The sequence below is a fragment of the Azospirillum sp. 11R-A genome, assembly GCF_049472615.1.
In the GTDB taxonomy this organism is placed as follows: domain Bacteria; phylum Pseudomonadota; class Alphaproteobacteria; order Azospirillales; family Azospirillaceae; genus Azospirillum; species Azospirillum palustre.
This window is the reverse complement of sequence record NZ_JBCEBL010000014.1, coordinates 1-18,876: the sequence shown is the minus strand read 5'-3', so window position 1 is coordinate 18,876 and position 18,876 is coordinate 1. Positions and strand designations below refer to the sequence as shown.

The following is an 18,876-nucleotide window of genomic DNA, read 5'->3' as shown; positions in this document are numbered from 1 at the left end:
CGCCGTTGCCGCTTCGCCCCACCCTCGCGATATCGGGGTGCAGGCCGACCGATCTTGCGGATAGGCCCGGTATCAGCGGGAGGAAATAGCCATGCGGAGTGATGCCTTAGGACAGAGCGGACGGACGACGGCGATCGGGGCGGGCCTTGCCGCCCTTCTGCTCGGCAGCGCACCGGCGCTGGCGGAGTCGCCGTTCAGCCATATCGGCGGCAGCTTCAGCGAGAATGCCGGGTCCTTCGAGACCTCGCGCTGGCAGCGGTCGGACGGCTGGAAGGCCGGCGGGCACATGAACTGCACCTGGAGCCGCGCCAACGTCACCGCCGGAAAAGGCCACCTCGCCCTGTCGGTCAGCGACCGGATTTCCGGCAGCGAGCGCATGTCCGGCAGCGACCGCTATTCCTGCGGCGAATATTCGACGCACCGCTTTTACGGCTACGGCGCCTACACGGTGTCGCTGAAGGCGGTGAAGGCCGATGGGGTGATGACCTCGGTCTCCCACTACACCGGCCCGCCCTTCGGCGATCCGTGGGACGAGATCACCATGGGGATCGCCGGCAAGGACACCACCAAGCTGGAGATCAGCTATGTGGTCAACGGCGCCGGGCACCGCAACACGGTGATCGATCTCGGCTTCGACGCCGCCAAGGGAGTCCACAGCTACGGCTTCGACTGGAAGCCCACCGGCATCGTCTGGACCGTCGACGGCAAGCCGGTCCATCAGGTGTCGGGCAAGCCGGAGGAGCTGCCGCGCATGCCCGGCCGGCTGATGCTGCGCTTCTGGAGCGCGTCCGGCGACACCGAATGGCTGCGCCGCTTCACCTATCCCGGCCATCCCCTGGCCGCCGAGGTCGCCTCCGTCACCTACCGAGAGGATCCGGCGAACCTCAGCAACTGAGGACCGCCCGGTCAGTCCAGCGCTTCGGCGCCCAGGTAGGATTCGACGACACGGGGGTCGGCGACGACCTCCGCCGGGGCGCCGTCGGCGATCTTCTCGCCATGGTCCAGCACCACCACGCGGTCGGACAGCGCCATCACCGCGCGCATGACATGCTCGATCATCAGGATGGTCAGGCCTTCGCGCCGGTTCAGGTCGCGCAGGACCTCGACCATCCGGTCGACCTCGGTCGGGCGAAGCCCTGCCAGCACCTCGTCCAGCAGCAGCAGGGTCGGACGGGTGGCCAGCGCGCGGGCGACCTCCAGCCGTTTGCGGTCGGGCAGGGTCAGGCTGCGCGCCGGGCGGTTGGCCTGATCGGCCAGTTCCAGACGCTCGAGCACGGCGCGGGCCTGCCGCCTCGCGGTCTCCACCGACCGTTCGCGGGCCAGCGCGCCGACCACGACATTCTCCTCGACCGTCAGCTGGCCGAAGGGCTTGACGATCTGGAAGGTGCGGCCGATGCCGGCGGCGCAGACCTGGTTGGGCTTCAGGCCGGTCAGGTTGCGGCCCTTCAGCGTCACCCGCCCCTCGTCCGGCGGAAAGACGCCGGCGATCAGGTTGAAGGTGGTGGTCTTGCCGGCGCCGTTCGGGCCGATCAGCGCCAGGATGCGCCCCTCCGGCACGGTGAAGCTGACCTCCGACACCGCCTTCAGCCCGCGGAACCGCTTGGACAGGCGCTCGACCTCAAGCAAGGCGGTCATCTCAGGCGCCCTCCCCCGGTTGGCGGACGAGACGCAGGCGGCGGGCCAGCCAGGGCCAGACGCCCTCCGGCCGGAACACCACGATCACCACCAGCGCCGCGCCATAGAACAGTTGCTTCAGGCCGGGCAGGTCCAGCCCGCCGGCCTCGATCAGGAAGGTCAGCGCCTCGCCCAGCGGCGTCAGGATGAAGGCGCCCAGGATCGGGCCGACCAGCGTGCCGATGCCGCCGACGATGGCCGGCAGGATGATCTCGATGGACCGGCCCATCGAGAAGACCTGCTCCGGGAACAGGTTGTTGAAATAGAAGGCCTGGAACACGCCGCCCAGCGCGGTCAGGGCGGACGACACCGCCACCGCCGTCATGCGGGCGCGGAACAGGTCGACGCCCGACGCCTCCGCCGCGTCCGGTTCCTCGCGCACCGCCAGCCATTGATAGCCGAGCCGGCTGTGCAGCAGGGCGCGCGACAGGAACAGCGCGGCGACGACCAGCGCCAGCGCCACGTAATAGAACAGCACCGGCGAGCCGCGCAGGTTGAGCGGATCGCTCGCCCCCGCCTCCACCGGCAGGAAGAAGCCGCCGGAGCCGCCGACCCAGGTGATGTGGTCGAAGCCGATGCGCGCCACCTCGGCGAAGGCGATGGTCAGCAGGGCGAAATGCACGCCCTTCACCCCGAAGCGGAAGCCCAGGAAGCCGATGACGCAGCCGGCCACCACCGCGACCAGCATCGCCAGGACCATGCCGGCCCAGGGGCCGATGCCGAAATGGACGAACAGCGCCGCGCTGACATAGGCGCCGAGGCCGACATACAGCGCATGGCCCAGCGACAGCAGGCCGGAAAAGCCCATCATCACGTTCCAGGCCTGCCCGACATAGGCGAACCACAGCACGGTGGTCAGCACCGACACCAGATAACGGTCGGCGACGAAGGGCGCCACCGCCAACCCCAGCGCCGCCAGGACCAGCAGCGCCATCCCGCGCCCGGTAATCCCGGAAAACATCACGCCCGAAAGCCCGCTCATGACCGTTTCCCCAACAGCCCTTGCGGGCGCAGCAGCAGCACCACGATCAGCACCCCGTAGCTGAACAGGGATTTCATGGACGGCGTCAGCAGGAAACCGGCCAGCGCCTCCGACATGCCGATCAGCACGCCGCCCAGCAACGCGCCGGGCAGGCTGCCCAGCCCGCCGACGATGACGATGATGAAGCTGAGCAGCGTATATTCCGGCGCCAGCTGCGGCCGGGCATCGACCAGCAGCGTCATCAGCGCACCCGCGACCCCGACCACCGCGGCACCGATGCCGAAGGTCAGGGCATAGAGCCCGTCGATGTTCAGCCCGACCACGCGGGCGCCCAGCGGGTTGTCGGCGCAGGCGCGGATCGCCTTGCCGGTGCGGCTGAAGCGGAAAAAGGCGAACAGCGCCGCCGCCACCACGATGGCCGCCGCCCCGGCACGCAGCCGCACGGCATCCAGCAGCATCGACCCGATCTCCACCGTGTCGAAGCTGTAGGGCACCTGGACGTTGCGGGCGTCCGGGCCGAACAGCATCAGCATGGCGTTGACCAGGATGGTGGCGATGCCCAGCAGCAGGATGAACTGCATGTGCTCCGGCCGCTCGACGAACTTGTTCACCAGCCCGCGCTGCAACAGCCAGCCGCAGGCGAACAGCAGTGCCGCCATGAGCGGGGCCGACAGCAGCGGGTCGAGACCCAGCCAGCCGCCCAGCAGCACCGCGCCGTACATGCCCGCCACCATCATCTCGCCATGGGCGAAGTTGACGACGCGCACCACGCCGAAGATGACCGAAAGCCCCAGCGCCGCCAGCCCGTAGACCAGGCCGGTCAGCAGGCCAGAGGCCGCGATGTTCAAATAATAGTCGATCGGCATGGGCGGCGGATTGTCCGAACGGTTGGGTTCTGCGGGTTAGCAGCCCAAGGGGGATGCAGGCAAGCCAGAACGACCGCCGGCAACGCGATTCGTCCCGATCCCGCTATGGCCGGCCGGCGATCCGGGTGCCGCCGCGCAGGCTCGCGATACGCTCCGTCACGTCGTTCAACCGGCGGTCGAGTGCCGTCGCCAGACAGGACTGCGCCGCCGCGGCCACCGCCGGGTCTCCCTCGGTCCCGCTGCGAATCCAGCACAGTGCCGCGATCCGCTCGTGGAAGCGGCGCTCGTCCTGGATCAGCTCATAGGCCGCGCCGGCGCGGGCCGCCGGATCGGCGATGCCGGCCAGGAAGCGGTCCTGCGTTCCGCGGGCACGGCCGTCGAGAAATGCGAGCGCCGGGACGTCGCAGATCATCCGCCGCAGCGGCGCCGTCACGGTGGCGCAGCGCGGATCGGCGACCGGCGCTGACGGCGGCTCCGGGGGCGGCTCCGGTGGCTTGACGATGGCGGCGGCGGGCACCGGGGCGGCCAAGGACGGCGGTGGAGGCGGCGGCAGGGGCGGCGGCGCTGCCTTGACCGCGACCGCAACCGTCCCGGCCGGCCGGGAAACCGGCAGCTCCGGCGTGGCTCCGCCCAGCGACGCCCGCACCACCCGCACCGGCATGCCGACCTCCGCCGCCGCGAAGACGGTCTCGATGTCCGCGGGCAGCATGCGGAAGCAGCCGCCGCTGGCCCGTGTGCCGATCGAGTCCGGGTCGTTGGTGCCGTGGATGGCGATGGCCGGCCAGCCGAGATCGAGCGCGAACCGGCCCAGCGGGTTGTTCGGTCCGGGCGGAACCGCCCGTGGCAGGGCGGGGTTGTCGCGCCGCTGGTTGGCAGTCGGCCGCCATGTCGGGTCGCGGCGCTTGCGCTGGATGCTGCTGTCGCCGACGGGAATCGGCACGCCGGGACGGCCGATGGCGACCGGAAAGCTGCGGGTTCCGCCGTCGGGATCCGTCAGGTAGAGGCGGCGGTCGGCAAGGCTGATGGCAATCGACCGGCCGCCCAGCTTCGGATCGGCCGGCCCCGGATCGGCCGCCTGGGCCGACCCCGCGCCGGCGATCCCGGCAAGGGCGAGGAGGGCCCACAAAAGACACCGTGCCAGGATGGCGGTGGCGGCTGTTGTCGGTCGGAGGAGGGCGCCGCGGCCGCGGTCTCCCCGAAAGGTCGTAAATCCATGCATGCGGAAAGTTGATCGCGTGTCCCCTAAAACAGGGTAAACAGCATGGGACGACGGTCGCCGGGGAACGGGGCCGCCCCGGACAGCAAGGACGTGCATCATGGACCAGATCGAGCAGACGTTGGCCGTCGCAACGGAACACCACCGCGCCGGCCGCACCGCGGAGGCCGAACGGCTGTATCGCGACGTGCTGGACGCGTCGCCCGGCCATCCGGACGCCCTGCATCTGCTGGGCGTGATCGCGCTGCAATCCGGCCGGGCGGACGAGGCGGTGGACCGCATCGCCCAGGCCGTGGCCGGCGATGACGGTTCCCCGCTGTTCCATGCCAATCTGGGTCACGCCCTGCACGCGTCCGGCCGCCACCGCGAGGCGGCGATGAGCTTCGCCCGCGCCCTGACCCTGCTGACCAACGAGGGAGAGGGCTGGGGCAATGTCGGGGCGCTCGCCAACCTGATCCGCCGCTATGACGACGACATCCGCGCCGTCGCCGCCGCCGAGGTCGATGCCCGTTACACCATGGGCGACGTGATGCGGCGCCAGTCGCTGCTTTTCCTGCTGACCGGCGACGTGGCCTATTACCGCGCCCTGGTGAACACGGCGCTGGACGACCCGCTGCGCTTTTCCATCCCGTCGATGCATTACGCCTACTGGGGCATCGCCATGCGGTTGTTCCAGGGCGACACGCGCAAGGGCGATGTCAGCGCCTTCACCACCGGCGAATTCCGCCGGTTCTACCGCCTGCTGGTGGAGGAGACGGCGCGCCGCTACGGCCTCGACACCCGCCTGCGCCGGGTGGCGCCGCGCACTGCGGTGAAGCGGGTGGCGCTGATCACCAACCAGATGCTGGGCGAGGGGCACCAGCCGACCGCCGACGCCTTCGATTATGCCCACCGGCTCCAGGACGACCATGGCTGCCAGGTGCTGATCGTCAACCCCAACGCCATGGCGGTGGAAGGCGAGAACGGCTTCGTTCCCGAATACAGCTACAACGTCACCGCGGAGTATGACGGCGAACAGACCCTGACCGCCTTCGGCGCCGAGGTCCGCATGCTGTCCTTCCCGCAGCCGCGTTTCGACGAGGAGAAGCTGACCGCCATCGTCGATGCGGTGCAGCGCTTCGATCCCGATGTGATCGTTGCCTTCGGCGGCTCCAACACGGTGGCCGATCTGTTCGCCCGCAGCCGGCCGGTGGTGTTCCTGCCGACCTCCAGCGGCCTGCCGCCCTCGCTCGCCACGCTTCTGCTGGGCTACGCCCCGGAGGATAGCGCCGCCGGCTGGCCGGAGGAGGCGCGGGCACGCTTCCGTCCCTTCTCCTTCGGCTGGACCCTGCCGGATGCCGGTCCGGCCCGCAGCCGCGCCGATTTCGGCCTGCCGGCCGACGGGCCGCTCTATGTCGTCGTCGGCAACCGCCTGGATCAGGAGGTCGGGCCGGAGTTCCTCGAAACGCTCGACCGCCTGCTTGACCGCGTGCCCGACGCGCATGTCGCCTTCGCCGGCGCGGTGACCGACCTGCCGGGCCGGATCGCCACCGCCCGCAACGCCGCGCGGATGCAAGCGCTGGGAGATGTCGACGCCATTCGCGGGCTGTATGGCGTGGCGACCGCCTATCTGAACCCGCCGCGCCAGGGCGGCGGCGGCAGCGCGGCCTTCGCGCTGGCGGACGGGTTGCCGGTGGTGAGCTATGCCCAGGGCGATGTCGCCGGCATCGTCGGCACCGCCTCGACCGTCGCCGACGAGGCCGCCTTCCTGGACCGCGCCGCGACGCTTGGACAGGATGCCGCCGCACGGGCGCAGGCTGCCGAAGTGGCACGCACCCGCTTCGCCGAGACGGCGGACCGCGCGCGGTCGGTGGAAAAGCTGCTGGACTATGCGCGCGAGGCGCAGGAGCTGTACTGAACCCCGGCCCCGCCCCTGCCCCAGACAGACGTCCGCCCGGCCCCTGTACGAAGCAGACCTTCGTACAGGGGCCGGGCGGAATTGTTTCAGACGCTATCCGACGGCGGCAGTCTCAGGCCGTCACTGATCGTACGTCCCGGCGCCGACGATGTACCGGCCATCGCGGGTGACGTAGGAATGCTTGTGCTCGACCTTGTTGGTCTGACGGTTCAGCCAGACATAGTCGATGACGGCGTTCGGCTTGTCCTTGGTCTCCCCGATCATCGCCTGGACGATGGGCTTGCCTTCCGCGTCCTTCAGATCGGCGGCGTTGGAGCCGGCCAGCTTCGGGTTGGCGCCGGAGGCGACATAGCGGCCGTCGGTGTCGAAGACGAACACATACAGCTCACCGCGCCGGAAGCTGCCCTTGGGGTCCTGGAAGGCCTTGGTCGCCTCGTCCGGCCCCTTGGCCTTCAGATAGGCGACGGCCTCGGCGACCAGCGACTTGGCCTGCTCCGGCGTGGCGTGATCGGCGGCGAAGGCCGGTGCGGTCAGCAGGGCCGCCGCGACGGCGACCAGGGATGCGGTTCTGCGAATCATGGATGACCACCTTGGAAGAGAGGAGAGGAAGGAAGGAGCCAACGATCCGGCAGGGGTCACTCCTCGTGCACGGTTTCCAGCCAGGAGCGGATCGACCACAGCGCCTCCTGCCCCAGCGCTTCACCGAACTGCGGCATGTAGGTCACGCCGTTGCGGATCGAACCGTTGGTGACGCGCTCCTTGAACCACTCGTCGCCGGCATCGCCCTTTTCCAGATAGCGCAGGTCGGGGGCGATGCCGCCGGACACCGCACCCAGCCCATGGCAGCGCGCGCAGTTCTGGTTGAAGGCGGACGAACCGATCTCGATGGCGCGCGGGTTGCCACGGTAGGGATTGCTGTCCCGCCACTTTTCACCCAGTTTGTCCAGTCCGGTGGTGTCCACCGGCTGCGGGACGACGTCGCCGTGGGCGTAAACCAGACCGGGAAGAGCGACGGCGCCGATCAGACCAATCGCGGCTGCAAGCCGAACAATCCGTGCATTCATGAGAAAGACGTTCCCTCTGTTTCTGGCCGCCCTGCGGCCTTTGCTTCGCATGAGCGGACGTTATCAGCAGTGGAACCCACGAATAATTGGACTATGGTAGGACACAGTCAAATCTATGCGAAGAATGACTTTCCAGGCTGTAGACACGGGAATGGGCGGACCGGATCGCTCCGGCCCGCCTTCCTCCCGCCTGTCCGCGCTGGCGGTCAGGCCTTCGGCAGCTTGAAGACCCAGAGCGAGCCGCCCTGGTTGATGTCCTTCACCAGCTTGGCGACGTCGCCGCCCCACAGCGGCACCGCACCGCCCCAGCCGGAGACGACGGCGACATACTGCTCGCCATCCATCTTCCAGGTGACCGGGCTGCCGACCACGCCGGAGCCGGTCTGGAACTTCCAGACCTCCTGGCCGGACTTGGCGTCGAAGGCCTTCAGATAGCCTTCCGGCGTGCCGGTGAAGACGAGATTGCCGGCGGTGGTCAGGACGCCGCCCCACAGCGGGGCCGGGTTCTTGTACTCCCAGACGATCTTGCCGGTCTTCGGATCGACGGCGCGCAGCGCACCGATGTAATCGTCGTACAGCGGCTTGATGGTGAAGCCGGCGCCGAGATAGGCCGCACCCTTCTTATAGGTGATCGGCTCGTTCCAGATGTCCATGCCCCACTCGTTGGCCGGGACATAGAACAGCTCGGTCTGCGGGTTGTAGGCCATCGGCATCCAGTTCTTGGCGCCCAGGAAGGCCGGGGCCGCGAACACCGACTTGCCCTTTGCGTCATGCGCATCGGCGGTCGCCGGGGCGCCCGGACGGTTGTCGTCGTTGTACATCGGACGGCCGGTCTCGATGTCGATGCCCTTGGCCCAGGTGATCTTGGTGACGAAGGGCGAGGCGTTGATCAGCTTACCGTTGGTGCGGTCGATGACGTAGAAGAAGCCGTTGCGGTCGGCCTTGCCGCCGGCCTTGATGACCTTGCCGTCCTTCTTCAGGTCGAAGGACACGAACTCGTTCACGCCGTCGAAGTCCCAGCCGTCATGCGGCGTGGTCTGGTAGTGCCACTTGATCTCGCCGTTGTCCGGATTGATGGCCAGCGTGGAGGAGGTGTAGAGGTTGTCGCCCGGACGCAGGTGCGAGTTCCAGGGCGCCGGGTTGCCGGTGCCGAAGAACAGCGTCTTGGTTTCAGGGTCGTAGGTGCCGCCCAGCCAGGTGGCGCCGCCGCCGGTCTTGTACATGTCGCCGGGCCAGCTGGCGTTGGTCTTGCCGGTGACGGTCGAGTCCTTGCCGTTCAGCGTGCCCATGTTGCCTTCGATGGTCGGGCGCTGCCAGACCAGCTCGCCGGTTTCGGCATCGCGGGCTTCGACCATGCCGATGACGCCGAACTCGCCGCCGGAATTGCCGGTGATGATCTTGCCGTCGATGATCAGCGGGGCGGCGGTGTTGGAATAGCCTTCCTTGTATTCCTGCAGCTTCTTGTTCCACACCACCTTGCCGGTCTCGCGGTTCAGCGCGACGAGGCGGGCGTCCAGCGTGGCGAAGTAGATCTTGTCCTTGTAGATCGCGGCGCCGCGGTTGACCACGTCGCAGCAGGGCATGATGCCGTCGGGCAGGCGGTGGTTGTATTCCCACTTCTTATGGCCGGTGCGGGCATCGACCGCATAGAGGCGGGAATAGGACCCGGTGACATAGATGGTGCCGTCATAAATGATGGGCTGGGCTTCCTGCCCGCGCTGCTTCTCGCCGCCGAAGGAGAAGGACCAGACCGGGACCAGCTTTTTGACGGTGTCGGCAGTCAGGTCGGTCAGCGGGCTGAAGCGCTGGGCCTGCGGCCCCATGCCATAGGTCAGGACCGCTTCGGTGTTGGTGGCGCTCTTCAGCAGATCGTCGCTGGACGGACCGCCGGCGTCGGCGGCGAGGACGCCGGTGGCGCTGAACGCGGTCAGCGAGGCTGCCAGGGCGAGACTTGTAACCAGGCGCTTCATGTGCGGTTGCCTCCCAAAACTGATGATGACGGCACCGCCCGGGCAAGACCCGCCCGTTGCCGCCGGACGGGCGGGTCCGGCGGTGGCGAACGGAATCGGGGCGGCTTTTTCAAGCTTTTGGCGGCCGGAGGGGCCGCGTCGCTCTACGATATTCGGCAGTGTAGACGGATGATCGGTCGGGTAAATTGTCGGATAGTAGCAGGCGTAAGCGTCCATTCTCCTCCGGGTCGCCAGCCCGTCAATTGACCTGCGGCAGACTTGCCTGCTCGATCTTCGGCCAGAGATGGGCAACGGAGCGGCGATACTCTTCCCGCAGCACGTCAAGCACTTGGAAGCGCTCCGGAATCGGCAGCTCCAACGCTTCGGCCATATCCAGGCCGGACTCCACGGCATGGCGCAGCGTGCCGTCCAGCCAAGTCAGCCAGTCGCGGGTCTGGGCGACGCAGGCCTTGTCGGGACGGATGTGCCCGTGGTTGGGCACCAGCAGCCGGATGTCCAGCGCATCGACCGCATCCAGCTCCCTCAGCCAGTCGGCGACGGTGGCGTGCGGCGTGGTCGGGGTGCGGTCGCAGAACACCACGCCGCCGGAGAACAGCACGCCCGTCGATTCGTCCAGGATCATCAGGTCGGCGGCGGTGTGGCCGCTCAGCGGGATCAGCCGCAGGCGGTGGTCGCCGAACTTCACGGTCGAGCCATAGACCGGCTCGGTCGGCAGCGTCACCTCGGTCCCGCGCATCCAGTCGCCGACCAGCCGGTACATGTTCTCGGCGATGCCGTTGCCCTCCTCCTGGATGCCGGCGATGGTGCCGGGCAGCGCCGCGACGGGCACATCGGCGAAGGCCTGGTTTCCCAGCCAGTAATCCGGATGCAGGTTGCTGACGAAGACCTTGCGGATCGGCTTCTCGGTGACCTTGCGGATGGCCGCGCGCATCTCCTCGCCATAGCGGCGGGACGGGCCGGTCTGGATGACGATCACCCCGTCCGCCGTGACGATGAATCCCGAATTCAGGATGTTCCCGCCGTTGGCGCGGGTGAAATGCTTGGTGGAGCCTTCGAAGACGTAAGTGTCGGGGGCGATCCTCGTCGGCTTCAGATCATAGGTCGGCGTCCCGGCAGCCTGTGCCGCACCCGACATCAGTCCGGCCGTCAGAGCGGCGGTCAACATCAGCCGGCGCAACAGCGGCATGCTCATTGCCCGACACTCCACGGCTGCCCGGCAGGCTTCAGGGACATCGCCGGCTTGGCGCCGGGCGGCGGCATCGGGATGGTCGCCCGGATCTCGCCGCCCTGGTTGTCCCGGCCGCGCAGGATCAGCGCCGTTGCGTCCGGCGGCGGGCGGAGATCCAGCGAAAAGACCGGATTCTCCGACACCGGCTCCAGGCTGTCGATGCGCGCCAGCGTCGGCGATCCGCCGGGAGTCTGCGCATCCACCTGCAGGGTTTCGACGAAATAGGCCGGGATGCCGTCGACCAGCCCGGTGTCGTTGGGATGACGGATGCGCAGCCGCAGCCGCGCCACCCCGTCCTCGTCCGCCGGCCACAGCCGAGCCTGCACCTCGCCGACATGATCGGCCCAGTCCTTCTGGGCATAGGACGTCGGCGGCGCGCTGCACCCGCCGCCCGCCGCGTCGACCAGCACGCCGGAGACATGCCAGACCCCGTCGGCGGTCCGCGCCGCGCCGCGCACGGCGGTGGCCTGCTGGATCTTGATGCGGGTGGCGATGTAGGGCGCCGCAGTGCCGGGATGGTAGCGCAACACCAGCGGGAAGGGGTTCAGGTCGGCAATCGCCACCATCTCCACCACCTGTCCCAGCGCCGTGGCATCGACGGAAAGCGGCACCGCGCGCGTGTCTTCCGCCGCCGCCGGAGCGGTCACCTTGACCGCAGCGTCGAACACGACCGGAGCGCCGGCGAAATACTGGTCGCGCAGGATGTCCCACATCACGGACTTCAGCGGATCGGACGGGGAGCTTGCGGCGAAGACCGGAGCCGCGGCGACGAGAATCGCACTGGCAAGTCCCATATGGCGCAGCGCGTGTCTCATCCACCCCTCCCGACCCATATGGCAAACCATCCGCTTGTCCCCGGTTCACTCCACCAGCGGCGGCGGCGTGTGGGTGACGCCGTAGGCGGCGAAAATCTTCGCCATCGTTCCGTCCTCGGTCAGCGCCGTCACCGCGTCGCCGATGCTGTAGGCGAGGTCGCGGGAGTTCTCCTTGGTCGCCATGCCGATGTTCCAGCTGGAGGTCATCATGCCCGGCAGGGTCACGGTGGTGACTGGGAACTGCTCCATCCTGGTCCCGAGCGCCGCCTGCACCTGGCTCAGCGGCGCCAGCACCGCCGCCGCCTCGCCGGCGGTCAGCTTTTCGATGGCGGCCTCCGGCGTCGGGCAATGGATGATGCGGCTGCGCAGCCGGCCACCCTGCAAACCCAGCAGGAAGAAGTCGGGAACGCTGTCGATCTCCACCGCGATCGGCTCGTCCGGCAGGGTCGCCAGCACGGCGGAGCGCACCCGTTGCGGATCGCGGGCGAGCGCGAAGACCTCCTGATGATAGGGGCCGAACAGCACGGCCTCCGGATTCATCAGGCCGAAGCGCTTGTCATAGGGGATGTGCATCATGATGTCGGCCAGCTCGCCGCCGAACAGGCTGCCGCGCCACACCGCCACGCGCAGATCGTCCGATACCGTCTCTCCCGGTATCTGCTCGTAGATGTCGGCCTTGACGCCCAGCTTCCCTGCAATCGCTCGCGCCAGATCGACGTCGATGCCGACCAGGGTGCCGTCGCGCTGGAAGGAAAATGGCGGAAACTCGCGATAGACCGCCACGCGCAGCCGCCCGCGCTCCATCACCTCGTCCAGCGGCCGGGCGGCAGCAGGCCGGGCGCCAAGCATGGACGCAGCCCCGGCGGACGCACAGCTCGCGGCCAGTCCGGACAGGAATCGGCGGCGGGTCACAATCGCCATGGCAGGTCCCGGCAGTGGTGGGTTCATCGGGGAACGGGCTGGCAGGATAGCCATTGCTCCGCAACGCCAATAATTGGACTTTGGTACAAGATGCCCTCCGTCCTGCCCGGCAGTCCCCGGTCGGCGGGCCTCGGCCGGTCGGCCCTGCCCACCCCGTCCCCTGTCCATGCTTCCATAGTCGCATTCCGGAGTTGTGCGTCGCCCGATAGGCTGCACGCCAAACTGTTGGCATTCCGACGGATACGATGACCAAGCTCCGCCTGCCCCGCCTTCTCAACAGCGTGTCGCTGGCGGCACTCGGCGCCCTGCTCCTGGCCGGGGCGCCCGGTGTCGGCACAGCAGCCGACGCCGTGGGCGAGATCCGCATCGGCTTCCTGTCGCAGACGCCTGAGCCGCCTCCCTCCGTCGCCAACCCGGACGAGCCGGCTGCCGACGACGGTCTGGCCGGGGCATCGCTCGCCATCGCCGACAACAACACGACCGGCAAGTTCCTGAAGCAGTCCTTCGTGCTCGACAGCGTGGAGGTTGCGCCGGACGGCGATGCCGCCGCGGCCCTGCGCGAACTGGCTGGCCGCGGCGACCGCTTCGTCGTCGTCGATGCGCCGGGCGCCACGGTGGAGGCGCTGTCGAAGCTGCCGGAGGCGCGCACACTGCTGCTGCTGAACGCCACAGCGCCCGACGACGCCCTGCGCGGCAGCGCCTGCGCCGCCAACCTTGTCCATGTGGCGCCCAGCCGGGCGATGCTGGCCGACGCGCTCGGGCAATATCTGGTGAAGAAGCGCTGGCCGCGCTGGTTCCTGGTCACCGGCCGCCGGCCGGAGGACAAGCTGTACGCCGATGCCGTCCGCCGCGCCGCCAAGCGCTTCGGCGCCCAGATCGTCGCAGAGAAGGAGTGGACGGCCGAAAGCGACGTCAACCGCACCGCCGAATCCGAGATCCCGGTCTTCACCCAGGCCAAGGCCTATGACGTGCTGGTCGTCGCCGACGAGGTCGGGGAGTTCGGCGACTATCTGTCCTACCGCACCGCCGATCCGCGCCCGGTCGCCGGCACCCAGGGGCTGGTCCCCACCGTCTGGCACCGCACGCACGAGCAATGGGGGGCGGCACAGCTGCAATCCCGCTTCAAGGCGGCGGCGAAGCGCCCGATGACGGCGCGCGACCACAATGACTGGACCGCAGTCCGCGTCGTCGGCGAAGCCGCCGCCCGTGCCCGCACCGCCGATCCCGACCGCCTGATCGCCTTCATCCAGTCGCCCGACTTCACCATGTCCGCCTTCCGCGGCGCACCGCTCAGCCTGCGGCCCTGGGACGGCCAGCTGCGCCAGCCGGTCCTGCTGGCCGCCGACCGCTCGCTGGTGTCGGTGTCGCCGCAGGAGGGCTTCCTGCACCCGCGGACCGAGCTGGACAGCCTGGGCTACGACCAACCGGAAACGCTCTGCAAGACGCGAGGAAAGACCACGCCATGACCGCCGCCCGCTTCACCGGCATTTCCTTGGCCGCATTGATCGCCGCCACCCTGGCGTCCGCCGCCTCGGCCCAGACCATCTATGTGTCGAACGAGAAGGACAACACGCTGTCGGTGATCGACGGCAAGACCATGGCGGTCACCGATACCATCAAGGTCGGCAAGCGCCCTCGCGGCATCACCCTGTCCAAGGACGGAACCCAGCTGTTCATCTGCGCCAGCGACGACCACACGGTGCAGGTCTTCGACCTTGCCAGCAAGACGGTGGTCCACAATTTGCCGTCGGGCGAGGATCCCGAACAGTTCGCCCTCAGCCCCGACGGCAAGAGCCTGATCATCGCCAACGAGGACAGCAACATCGTCACCGTGGTCGACGTGCCGACCCGCAAGGTCGCCTTCCAGGTCGATGTCGGGGTGGAGCCGGAGGGAATGGACGTCAGTCCCGACGGCCGCTGGGGCGTCAACACCTCCGAGACGACCAGCATGGTCCATTGGATCGACATGGAAAAGCGCACGGTGGTCGACAACACGCTGGTCGGCCCCCGCCCGCGCTACGCCCAGTTCACCAAGGACGGCTCGCAGCTGTGGGTGTCATCGGAGATCGGCGGCACGGTCAGCGTCATCGACACCGCCACCCGCCAGGTGAAGAAGGTCGTCGATTTCCACATCAAGGGCGTCGCCAAGGACCGCATCCAGCCGGTGGGCGTCAAGCTGACCGACGACGGCCGCTATGCCTTCGTGGCGCTCGGCCCGGCCAACCATGTCGCGGTGGTGGATGCCAGGACCTTCGAGGTGAAGGACTATCTGCTGGTCGGCCGCCGCGTCTGGCATCTGGCGCTGACGCCGGACCAGAAGATGCTCTACACCACCAACGGCGTCAGCGGCGACGTGTCGGTGATCGACGTCGACAGCCTGAAGGTGACCAAGACCGTCAAGGTCGGCCGTTACCCCTGGGGCGTGGCGGTCAAGGGCTGACAGAGGGAAAGGTCAGATAGAAGGGAATGGCGGAATGACGGTGCCGGCACTGGAGGTCGAGGGGCTGCGCCACGGCTATGGCGGAAACCGCCTTGCGCTGGAGGATGTCGGCTTTCGCGTGATGCCCGGCGCCTTCACCTGCCTGCTCGGGCCGAACGGGGCGGGGAAGAGCACGCTGTTTGCGCTCGCCACCGGGCTGCTGCGGCCGACCGACGGGCAGGTGCGCATCCACGGCCACGACATCGTGCAGGCGCCGGGCAAGGCGCTGGCGGAGCTGGGCGTGGTGTTCCAGCAGCCAACCCTCGACCTCGACCTGACGGTGCTGCAGAACCTGCGCTATTTCGCTTCGCTGCACGGCATCGGCCGCCGCGAGGCCGACCGGCGGATCGAGACGGAACTGACCCGCCTGTCGCTGTTCGAACGGCGGGGGGAAAAGGTGCGGGCGCTGAACGGCGGCCATCGCCGGCGGGTGGAGATCGCCCGCGCCCTGCTGCACCGCCCGACCCTGCTGCTGCTGGACGAACCCACGGTCGGGCTGGACATCCCCGCCCGCCGCACCCTGATCCGCCATGTCCACGCCCTGTGCGCGGAGGACGGCATCGCCGTGCTGTGGGCCACCCACCTGATCGACGAGATCGACCCTGCCACCGACCATGCGGTGGTCCTGCACCGCGGCCGGGTGCGCGCCTGCGGGCCGGTCGCCACGGTGAATGCCGAAACCGGCTGCGCCACCGTGGCGGAGAGTTTCGACCGGCTGACCGCCGCCCGACCCGCCGCCGACGTGGAGGCCGCGGCATGACCGGACGGCAGCTCAGAACCTGGGGAATCGCCTTCCAGGGAATCGTTGCGCGCGAGGTGCTGCGCTTCATCCACCAGCGCGAACGTTTCCTCGGCGCGCTGGTCCGCCCGCTGGTCTGGCTGTTCGTCTTCGCCGCTGGGTTCCGGGCGGCCCTCGGCATCGCCATCATCCCGCCCTACGAGACCTACATCCCCTACGAGGTCTACATCGTGCCCGGACTGATCGGCATGATCCAGCTGTTCAACGGCATGCAGGGGTCGCTGTCGATGGTCTACGACCGCGAGATGGGCAGCATGCGCATCCTGCTGACCAGCCCGCTGCCCCGCGCCTTCCTGCTGGTGGCGCGGCTGTTGGGCGGGGTGGTGGTGTCGATCCTCCAGGTGGCGGCCTTCCTGCTCATCGTCAGGCTCTACGGCATCGATCTTCCGGCCTGGGCGCCGCTGACCGTGCTGCCGGCCCTGCTGCTGAACGGGCTGATGCTGGGGGCGCTCGGCATGGTGCTGGCCTCCACCATCCGCCAGCTGGAGAATTTCGCCGGGGTGATGAACTTCGTCGTTTTCCCGCTCTTCTTCCTGTCCTCCGCGCTTTATCCGCTCTACCGCATGGAGGAGGCCGGCCCGCTGCTGTGGTGGCTGTGCAGCCTCAACCCGTTCACCCATGGGGTGGAGTTGATCCGCTTCGCCCTTTTTGGCCGGATCGACGGGATGGCGCTGGCGGTCGTCGCCGGATCCACCCTGCTGTTCGCTGCCCTGGCAGTGCGCGGCTACTCGCCCGCACGCGGCATGGGATCGCGGGCACCGTCGGCAGCAGGGTGACGTCTCAAGCCGCATCGTGGAAGATGATTCCGGTTGTATAGCGCGCTCCGGAGCGCACCGGGCTGACGCCGTGGCGATGACGGACGCGATAGGTCCCGCGGGTGCCCTGCACCGGGCGCTGGTCCACCGCGAAGATCACCGCCTCCCCCAGCCCCAGCGGCACAACGGTGGTGCGCGACTGCATGCGCGGCCGCTGCTCGGTCAGGACGAACTCGCCGCCGGTGAAGTCCGTTCCCGGTGCCGACAGCAGGATGGCGACCTGCAACGGGAACACCGTCTCGCCATACAGATCCTGATGCAGGCAGTTGTAGTCGCCGGGACCGTATTTCAGCAGCAGCGGCGTTGGACGGGTCTGTCCAGCCGCATGGCAGCGCTCCAGAAACCCGGCATGCTCGGCGGGATAGCGGGTGTCGAGCCCCATCGCAGCGGCCCAGCGGTTGGCGACCGGTGCCAGCCGGCGGTAAAGCGGCGCACGCAGCGCCACAATCGGCTCCGGCAGCGGGTGGCTGAAATATTTGTACTCGCCCTTGCCGAAGCCATGTCGCTCCATCACCACCCGGCTGCGGAAGGGAGCGTCCTGCCCATAGAGCCCCGCCAAGGCCTTGCAGCTTTCCCCATCCAGCAGAGGCCCCATGACGGCATGGCCCACCGACTCCAGTTCCGCGCCGATGCGCGTCCAGTCCAGATCCTCCAGCGCCATCACCGTGTCGCCTCCTTACGTTCGCGGTCCAGCAGGTCCCGCTTGCGCTCCACGCCCCAGCGATAGCCGGACAGGCCACCATCCGACCGCACCACCCGATGGCAGGGAATCGCCACCGCCAGTGGGTTGACCCCACAGGCGCGCGCCACCGCCCGCACCGCCGCCGGCTCGCCGATGGCAGTGGCGATCTCGGCATAGCTGGCGGTCCTGCCGGCCGGAATGGCACGCAGCGCCTGCCATACCCGTTGCTGAAAAGCGGTGCCGCCGATATCCAGCGGCAGGGCAAGGCCCGTCCCCGGCACCTCGATGAACCCCACCACCTGCGCCACCGTGGCCTCGAAAGCCGGATCGCCCCCGATCAGCTCCGCCCTGGGAAAGCGGTCCTGCAAATCGCGGAGCAGCAGGTCCGGGTCGTCGCCGAGCAGGATCGCACACACCCCGCGCTCCGTCGCCGCCACCAGGATCGAGCCCAGCGAGGAAATGCCGACCGCGAAGCGGATCGTTTCCCCCGCTCCACCCCTGCGATAGCTGGTGGGCGTCATTCCCAGCCGCGCGCCCGCGGTTTCGTAGAACCGTCCGGAAGACCCATAGCCGGCCTCATAGATCGCCTCGGTCACGCTGCCGGCCTGCTGCAAGGCGTCGGCGACGCGGGCGGCACGCTGGGCCTGGACATAGGCCCGCGGGGTGACCCCGGTCACCTGCTTGAAGATGCGGTGGAAATGGTGCGGACTCATCCCGGCCGCCGCCGCGAGTTCATCCAACTGGGGCGCCTCCTCCGCCTCCTCGATCAGGCGGCAGGCAACGGCAACGGCCTCGGCACGGCGGTCGCCCTGGCTCGGCCCATCCGGCCGGCAGCGTTTGCAGGGCCGGAAGCCCGCCTGTTCGGCCTCGGCATTGGTGGCATAGAAGGCGACATTCTCCGGCCGTGCCGGCCGTGCGGCACAGCTTGGCCGGCAATAGACGCCGGTGCTGCGGACCGCATAAACGAACCGCCCGTCAGCGGCAGGATCGCGGCGGCGCAACGCCTCCCAGCGCTCCGCCTCCACATCGGTGATGGCAGGATCGGCAATGGCAGGGGCGGCAGCATCGAGTGCGACGGTCATGTGTCCCTCTCTCTTCACGAACCTTACAGGTTCCGTGGTGTGATGAGAGAGCACTCTGAACCGCAGGACAAACCGGCACACTCCGCCGCTTGCTTTCGAATTGCGGCGATCCGGCCCGAACAGCGAAACGCCCCGTCTCATTCGAGGCGGGGCGTTTCCGATCAGTGTGAAGATGCAAGCATTTGCGTTTTGTGTAAGGAGCGTCTCTTGTGCCTGAGCGACCTGGCGGCGACCTACTCTCCCACGTCTTAAGACGCAGTACCATTGGCGCGGAGGCTTTTCACGGCCGAGTTCGGGATGGGATCGGGTGTTTGACACCTCGCCATGACCACCAGGTCACCGAGGCACAAGACCGACGCTGTTACCGAAAGCGCATATGCTTGTTC

At 68.4% G+C, this 18,876-nt stretch carries 18 protein-coding genes and 1 rRNA gene; 6 read left to right on the top strand and 13 right to left on the bottom strand.

Annotation, left to right across the window (positions count from 1 at the left end):
- Positions 1 to 91 precede the first annotated feature (91 nt).
- On the top strand, positions 92 to 895 hold the full coding sequence (locus tag VH569_RS19135) for a family 16 glycosylhydrolase (RefSeq protein ID WP_423317041.1): 804 nt from the start codon (positions 92 to 94) through the stop codon (positions 893 to 895).
- 11 nt (positions 896 to 906) lie between these two features.
- On the opposite strand, the gene VH569_RS19130 is transcribed toward VH569_RS19135, so the two are convergent.
- From VH569_RS19130 to VH569_RS19115, 4 genes are all read right to left on the bottom strand, one after another.
- The gene (locus VH569_RS19130) at positions 907 to 1,635 is read right to left on the bottom strand and encodes an ABC transporter ATP-binding protein (RefSeq protein WP_395454868.1); all 729 of its coding nucleotides are present in this window, start codon (positions 1,633 to 1,635) and stop codon (positions 907 to 909) included.
- A 1-nt stretch (position 1,636) separates the two neighbouring features.
- Positions 1,637 to 2,656 carry a branched-chain amino acid ABC transporter permease gene (locus VH569_RS19125; RefSeq protein WP_423317040.1) on the bottom strand — a complete coding sequence of 340 codons (1,020 nt, stop codon included), beginning with the start codon at positions 2,654 to 2,656 and terminating at the stop codon, positions 1,637 to 1,639.
- Positions 2,653 to 3,522, bottom strand: a complete 870-nt coding sequence (locus tag VH569_RS19120; RefSeq protein ID WP_098737640.1) for a branched-chain amino acid ABC transporter permease — start codon at positions 3,520 to 3,522, stop codon at positions 2,653 to 2,655. The genes VH569_RS19125 and VH569_RS19120 overlap by 4 nt, the downstream gene beginning before the upstream one ends.
- Positions 3,523 to 3,625: 103 nt before the next feature.
- Complete coding sequence (locus VH569_RS19115; protein WP_423317037.1) at positions 3,626 to 4,648, bottom strand: L,D-transpeptidase; 1,023 nt, start codon at positions 4,646 to 4,648, stop codon at positions 3,626 to 3,628.
- Positions 4,649 to 4,838: 190 nt separating this feature from the next.
- Here VH569_RS19115 and VH569_RS19110 point away from each other — a divergent pair, with 190 nt between their 5' ends.
- Positions 4,839 to 6,635: a tetratricopeptide repeat protein gene (locus VH569_RS19110; protein ID WP_423317036.1), complete on the top strand. Its 1,797-nt coding sequence runs from the start codon at positions 4,839 to 4,841 to the stop codon at positions 6,633 to 6,635.
- Positions 6,636 to 6,755: 120 nt separating this feature from the next.
- Here VH569_RS19110 and VH569_RS19105 read toward each other — a convergent pair whose 3' ends face one another.
- The 6 genes from VH569_RS19105 to VH569_RS19080 all read right to left on the bottom strand — a co-directional run bounded on the left by VH569_RS19105 (position 6,756) and on the right by VH569_RS19080 (position 12,633).
- Positions 6,756 to 7,214: a cache domain-containing protein gene (locus tag VH569_RS19105; RefSeq protein WP_109048307.1), complete on the bottom strand. Its 459-nt coding sequence runs from the start codon at positions 7,212 to 7,214 to the stop codon at positions 6,756 to 6,758.
- 56 nt (positions 7,215 to 7,270) lie between these two features.
- Positions 7,271 to 7,699, bottom strand: coding sequence for a cytochrome c-550 PedF (gene pedF, locus VH569_RS19100; RefSeq protein ID WP_376959847.1), 429 nt, complete (start codon positions 7,697 to 7,699; stop codon positions 7,271 to 7,273).
- Positions 7,700 to 7,905: 206 nt separating this feature from the next.
- A complete protein-coding gene (locus VH569_RS19095; protein WP_377810830.1) occupies positions 7,906 to 9,669 on the bottom strand; it encodes a methanol/ethanol family PQQ-dependent dehydrogenase in 1,764 nt (587 codons plus the stop codon).
- 238 nt (positions 9,670 to 9,907) lie between these two features.
- Positions 9,908 to 10,861: a quinoprotein relay system zinc metallohydrolase 1 gene (locus VH569_RS19090; protein WP_423317034.1), complete on the bottom strand. Its 954-nt coding sequence runs from the start codon at positions 10,859 to 10,861 to the stop codon at positions 9,908 to 9,910.
- Positions 10,858 to 11,712 (bottom strand): quinoprotein dehydrogenase-associated SoxYZ-like carrier, encoded by an 855-nt coding sequence (locus VH569_RS19085; protein WP_423317032.1) that lies wholly within the window; start codon positions 11,710 to 11,712, stop codon positions 10,858 to 10,860. Before VH569_RS19085 ends, VH569_RS19090 begins: the two co-directional genes overlap by 4 nt.
- A gap of 45 nt (positions 11,713 to 11,757) precedes the next feature.
- Complete coding sequence (locus VH569_RS19080; protein WP_423317031.1) at positions 11,758 to 12,633, bottom strand: transporter substrate-binding domain-containing protein; 876 nt, start codon at positions 12,631 to 12,633, stop codon at positions 11,758 to 11,760.
- 245 nt (positions 12,634 to 12,878) lie between these two features.
- On the opposite strand from VH569_RS19080, the gene VH569_RS19075 reads away from it, so the two are divergent.
- Genes VH569_RS19075 through VH569_RS19060 form a run of 4 tightly spaced genes read left to right on the top strand, consistent with a single transcriptional unit; the run spans position 12,879 to position 16,687 of the window.
- Complete coding sequence (locus VH569_RS19075; RefSeq protein ID WP_423317029.1) at positions 12,879 to 14,099, top strand: ABC transporter substrate-binding protein; 1,221 nt, start codon at positions 12,879 to 12,881, stop codon at positions 14,097 to 14,099.
- The gene (locus VH569_RS19070) at positions 14,096 to 15,073 is read left to right on the top strand and encodes a YVTN family beta-propeller repeat protein (RefSeq protein WP_423317027.1); all 978 of its coding nucleotides are present in this window, start codon (positions 14,096 to 14,098) and stop codon (positions 15,071 to 15,073) included. The genes VH569_RS19075 and VH569_RS19070 overlap by 4 nt, the downstream gene beginning before the upstream one ends.
- Before the next feature lie 34 nt (positions 15,074 to 15,107).
- Complete coding sequence (locus VH569_RS19065; RefSeq protein WP_423317026.1) at positions 15,108 to 15,872, top strand: ABC transporter ATP-binding protein; 765 nt, start codon at positions 15,108 to 15,110, stop codon at positions 15,870 to 15,872.
- A complete protein-coding gene (locus VH569_RS19060) occupies positions 15,869 to 16,687 on the top strand; it encodes an ABC transporter permease (RefSeq protein WP_423317024.1) in 819 nt (272 codons plus the stop codon). The genes VH569_RS19065 and VH569_RS19060 overlap by 4 nt, the downstream gene beginning before the upstream one ends.
- Positions 16,688 to 16,691: 4 nt before the next feature.
- Here the strand turns inward: VH569_RS19060 and VH569_RS19055 are convergent, their stop codons facing one another.
- The 3 genes from VH569_RS19055 to rrf form a co-directional block, all read right to left on the bottom strand.
- Complete coding sequence (locus tag VH569_RS19055) at positions 16,692 to 17,387, bottom strand: 2OG-Fe(II) oxygenase (RefSeq protein WP_423317208.1); 696 nt, start codon at positions 17,385 to 17,387, stop codon at positions 16,692 to 16,694.
- Positions 17,387 to 18,490 carry a bifunctional DNA-binding transcriptional regulator/O6-methylguanine-DNA methyltransferase Ada gene (ada, locus tag VH569_RS19050; RefSeq protein WP_423317022.1) on the bottom strand — a complete coding sequence of 368 codons (1,104 nt, stop codon included), beginning with the start codon at positions 18,488 to 18,490 and terminating at the stop codon, positions 17,387 to 17,389. The genes VH569_RS19055 and ada overlap by 1 nt, the downstream gene beginning before the upstream one ends.
- Positions 18,491 to 18,710: 220 nt before the next feature.
- Positions 18,711 to 18,826: ribosomal RNA gene (gene rrf, locus VH569_RS19045) — 5S ribosomal RNA — on the bottom strand.
- Positions 18,827 to 18,876 lie beyond the last annotated feature (50 nt).

Bases quoted from the DNA above. Each gene is read 5' to 3' on its own strand.
- VH569_RS19135 (WP_423317041.1), top strand. From the start codon at position 92: ATGCGGAGTGATGCCTTAGGACAGAGCGGACGGACGACGGCGATCGGG.
- VH569_RS19130 (WP_395454868.1), bottom strand. From the start codon at position 1,635: ATGACCGCCTTGCTTGAGGTCGAGCGCCTGTCCAAGCGGTTCCGCGGG.
- VH569_RS19125 (WP_423317040.1), bottom strand. From the start codon at position 2,656: ATGAGCGGGCTTTCGGGCGTGATGTTTTCCGGGATTACCGGGCGCGGG.
- VH569_RS19120 (WP_098737640.1), bottom strand. From the start codon at position 3,522: ATGCCGATCGACTATTATTTGAACATCGCGGCCTCTGGCCTGCTGACC.
- VH569_RS19110 (WP_423317036.1), top strand. From the start codon at position 4,839: ATGGACCAGATCGAGCAGACGTTGGCCGTCGCAACGGAACACCACCGC.
- VH569_RS19105 (WP_109048307.1), bottom strand. From the start codon at position 7,214: ATGATTCGCAGAACCGCATCCCTGGTCGCCGTCGCGGCGGCCCTGCTG.
- pedF (WP_376959847.1), bottom strand. From the start codon at position 7,699: ATGAATGCACGGATTGTTCGGCTTGCAGCCGCGATTGGTCTGATCGGC.
- VH569_RS19095 (WP_377810830.1), bottom strand. From the start codon at position 9,669: ATGAAGCGCCTGGTTACAAGTCTCGCCCTGGCAGCCTCGCTGACCGCG.
- VH569_RS19090 (WP_423317034.1), bottom strand. From the start codon at position 10,861: ATGAGCATGCCGCTGTTGCGCCGGCTGATGTTGACCGCCGCTCTGACG.
- VH569_RS19085 (WP_423317032.1), bottom strand. From the start codon at position 11,712: ATGAGACACGCGCTGCGCCATATGGGACTTGCCAGTGCGATTCTCGTC.
- VH569_RS19080 (WP_423317031.1), bottom strand. From the start codon at position 12,633: ATGGCGATTGTGACCCGCCGCCGATTCCTGTCCGGACTGGCCGCGAGC.
- VH569_RS19075 (WP_423317029.1), top strand. From the start codon at position 12,879: ATGACCAAGCTCCGCCTGCCCCGCCTTCTCAACAGCGTGTCGCTGGCG.
- VH569_RS19070 (WP_423317027.1), top strand. From the start codon at position 14,096: ATGACCGCCGCCCGCTTCACCGGCATTTCCTTGGCCGCATTGATCGCC.
- VH569_RS19065 (WP_423317026.1), top strand. From the start codon at position 15,108: ATGACGGTGCCGGCACTGGAGGTCGAGGGGCTGCGCCACGGCTATGGC.
- VH569_RS19060 (WP_423317024.1), top strand. From the start codon at position 15,869: ATGACCGGACGGCAGCTCAGAACCTGGGGAATCGCCTTCCAGGGAATC.
- VH569_RS19055 (WP_423317208.1), bottom strand. From the start codon at position 17,387: ATGGCGCTGGAGGATCTGGACTGGACGCGCATCGGCGCGGAACTGGAG.
- ada (WP_423317022.1), bottom strand. From the start codon at position 18,490: ATGACCGTCGCACTCGATGCTGCCGCCCCTGCCATTGCCGATCCTGCC.